Origin of the sequence: Clostridium tunisiense TJ (genome assembly GCF_000300195.1) — a bacterium.
In the GTDB taxonomy this organism is placed as follows: domain Bacteria; phylum Bacillota; class Clostridia; order Clostridiales; family Clostridiaceae; genus Clostridium_J; species Clostridium_J tunisiense.
Genome location: NZ_AMQH01000034.1, coordinates 1 through 2,909, shown reverse-complemented (window position 1 = coordinate 2,909; position 2,909 = coordinate 1). Strand labels below are relative to the sequence as shown.

General features: G+C 50.3%; 1 rRNA gene. It reads left to right on the top strand.

The window, feature by feature from the left end:
• Window positions 1-3: 3 nt before the first annotated feature.
• Window positions 4-2,908 (top strand): 23S ribosomal RNA (locus C661_RS0120780).
• Window position 2,909: the final 1 nt, after the last annotated feature.

Genomic DNA, 2,909 nt, shown 5'->3' with positions numbered 1-2,909 from the left:
ATAGGTCAAGCTACAAAGGGCGCATGGTGAATGCCTTGGCACTAGGAGCCGAAGAAGGACGTGATAAGCTGCGATAAGCTTTGGGTAGGCGCAAATAGCCAGTGATCCAAAGATTTCCGAATGGGGCAACCCCCATAGTTAACACTATGGACTATATACTGAATACATAGGTATATAGAGGTAAACCCGGGGAACTGAAACATCTAAGTACCCGGAGGAAGAGAAAGAAACATCGATTTCCTAAGTAGCGGCGAGCGAAAGGGAAAGAGCCCAAACCTAAGCCTTTGGCTTAGGGGTTGAGGACAGATCATAAAATTGCTGATTTCTTAGTTGAAGATAGCTGGAAAGCTACTCCGTAGAAGGTAATAGTCCTGTAAACGAAAAGAAATAGGCAAGAGATCTGATCCAGAGTACCACGAGACACGTGAAACCTTGTGGGAAGCAGGGAGGACCACCTCCCAAGGCTAAATACTACCTAGTGACCGATAGTGAAGAAGTACCGTGAGGGAAAGGTGAAAAGAACCCCGGGAGGGGAGTGAAATAGAACCTGAAACCGTGTGCCTACAACCGGTGGGAGCACTTTATATGTGTGACCACGTGCTTTTTGTAGAACGAGCCAACGAGTTACGATATGTAGCGAGGTTAAGTACTTAAGGTACGGAGCCGAAGGGAAACCGAGTCTGAATAGGGCGCAAAGTTGCATGTCGTAGACCCGAAACCGGGTGACCTATCCATGGCCAGGATGAAGCGAGAGTAAAATCTCGTGGAGGTCCGAACCACGTTGGTGTTGAAAAACCATGGGATGAGCTGTGGATAGCGGAGAAATTCCAATCGAACTCGGAGATAGCTGGTTCTCCTCGAAATAGCTTTAGGGCTAGCGTCGATTAACTGAGTAATGGAGGTAGAGCACTGAATAGGCTAGGGGGCATATCGCTTACCGAACCTTATCAAACTCCGAATGCCATATACTTTTATTTCGGCAGTCAGACTGCGAATGATAAGATCCGTAGTCAAAAGGGAAACAGCCCAGACCATCAGCTAAGGTCCCAAAGTGTAAGTTAAGTGGTAAAGGATGTGGGATTTCTAAGACAACTAGGATGTTGGCTTAGAAGCAGCCACTCATTTAAAGAGTGCGTAATAGCTCACTAGTCAAGAGATCCCGCGCCGAAGATGTCCGGGGCTAAAACTTACCACCGAAGCTATGGATGTACACTATGTGTACGTGGTAGAGGAGCTTTCTGCATTGGCTGAAGTCATACCGTAAGGAGTGGTGGACGATGCAGAAGTGAGAATGTTGGCATAAGTAGCGAGAGCTAGGTGAGAATCCTAGCGGTCGAAAACCTAAGGTTTCCTGAGGAAGGCTCGTCCTCTCAGGGTTAGTCGGGACCTAAGCCGAGGCCGAAAGGCGTAGGTGATGGACAACTGGTTGATATTCCAGTACTACCAACTGACGTTATCAGAAATGGGGTGACGCAGGAGGATAGGATGTGCACACTATTGGATGTGTGTCTAAGCGTTTAGGAGTAGCTGGCAGGCAAATCCGCCAGCCGAATCTGAGGCGTGATGGGGAGCTCGTATGAGCGAAGTATCTGATTCCACGCTGCCAAGAAAAGCCTCTATCGAGGAAGTTGGTACCCGTACCGCAAACCGACACAGGTAGGTGAGGAGAGAATCCTAAGACCATCGGAAGAATTGCTGTTAAGGAACTCGGCAAATTGACCCCGTAACTTCGGGAGAAGGGGTGCCACCGAAAGGTGGTCGCAGAGAATAGGCCCAAGCAACTGTTTAGCAAAAACACAGGTCTCTGCTAAAGCGAAAGCTGATGTATAGGGGCTGACGCCTGCCCGGTGCTGGAAGGTTAAGGGGATCACTTAGCGCAAGCGAAGGTGTGAACTTAAGCCCCAGTAAACGGCGGCCGTAACTATAACGGTCCTAAGGTAGCGAAATTCCTTGTCGGGTAAGTTCCGACCCGCACGAATGGCGTAATGATTTGGGCACTGTCTCAACAGCAAATCCGGCGAAATTGTAGTGCAAGTGAAGATGCTTGCTACCCGCGATTGGACGGAAAGACCCCGTAGAGCTTTACTGTAGCTTAGCATTGAATTTCGGTATTGTCTGTACAGGATAGGTGGGAGACTGAGAAACTGGGCCGTCAGGTTCAGTGGAGTCGTCCTTGGGATACCACCCTGACAGTACTGGGATTCTAACTGGAGGCCATGAATCTGGTCACAGGACATTGTTAGGTGGGCAGTTTGACTGGGGCGGTCGCCTCCAAAAAAGTAACGGAGGCGCCCAAAGGTTCCCTCAGCGCGGTTGGAAATCGCGCGAAGAGTGCAAAGGCAGAAGGGAGCCTGACTGCGACACAGACAAGTGGAGCAGGGACGAAAGTCGGGCTTAGTGATCCGGTGGTTCCTCGTGGGAGGGCCATCGCTCAACGGATAAAAGCTACCTCGGGGATAACAGGCTGATCTCCCCCAAGAGTCCACATCGACGGGGAGGTTTGGCACCTCGATGTCGGCTCGTCGCATCCTGGGGCTGAAGTAGGTCCCAAGGGTTGGGCTGTTCGCCCATTAAAGCGGCACGCGAGCTGGGTTCAGAACGTCGTGAGACAGTTCGGTCCCTATCCGTCGCGGGCGTAGGAAATTTGAAGGGAGCTGTCCTTAGTACGAGAGGACCGGGATGGACCAACCTCTGGTGCACCAGTTGTCACGCCAGTGGCATAGCTGGGTAGCTATGTTGGGAAATGATAAACGCTGAAAGCATCTAAGCGTGAAGCATACCCTAAGATGAGATTTCCCATGGCGTAAGCCAGTAAGACTCCTGAAAGAACATCAGGTTGATAGGTTAGGGGTGTAAGCATGGTAACATGTTTAGCTGACTAATACTAATAAGTCGAGGGCTTGACCTAA